Source organism: Psychrobacter glacincola (genome assembly GCF_904846215.1).
GTDB lineage: Bacteria > Pseudomonadota > Gammaproteobacteria > Pseudomonadales > Moraxellaceae > Psychrobacter > Psychrobacter glacincola.
The window spans coordinates 1-630 of sequence record NZ_CAJGZK010000082.1 but is presented as its reverse complement, the minus strand read 5'-3'; the positions used below and the strand labels follow the sequence as shown (position 1 = coordinate 630).

At 39.8% G+C, this 630-nt stretch carries 1 protein-coding gene; it reads right to left on the bottom strand.

Annotated elements, in window-relative coordinates:
• Nucleotides 1-253: 253 nt before the first annotated feature.
• On the bottom strand, nt 254-630 hold a 377-nt coding region (locus tag JMW90_RS13525), incomplete at its 5' end, for an ExbD/TolR family protein (protein WP_201564762.1).

Below are 630 nucleotides of genomic sequence, written 5' to 3'. Positions count from 1 at the left end.
TTTGTTAGTATCGCCATTGCATTGTGGTGGTTTTTTGAACGAATAACGTGATTAAAACGTTAAAATACATATAGGTTGTTCAACATAACATCGATACGTTATTGAATAATTTCGACTAGTTTTACAATGATTCCACTATGTTTGCTTTTATCATAAACACGGTTTAAGACATTAAAGAAGGGGCTAAGATTAATAATCTTAACCCCTTCTTTAATATTTGCAGCAGGAAATTTTATATTCTATAAATGGCTATTTATTCAGTGACAAAAGCAACCTTAGTCAAACCCGCAGTACTGGCGGCAGCCAGCACTTGCGCCACCATATCATAACGGGTGTCTTGATCTGCCCGCAGATGAATATTCGGATTAGCACCGTCTTTTGACGCTTCTTCAAGCCGCAATCGCAATTGCGCTAACGTCAGCGCTTCCTCATCCAAAAATAGACCATTGTCTTTATCAATGCTTATTTGCAATATCTCATCAGGCAAGCCGCTTACTGTGGCATTGGTATCGGGCAGATCTAGTGGTACGGTTGGATTCATCACTGTGGCTGTGACCAAAAAGATAATCATCAGCACCAGCATAATATCAATGAGCGGAATGGGATTCATCTCGCTCATACCTTGGGTCT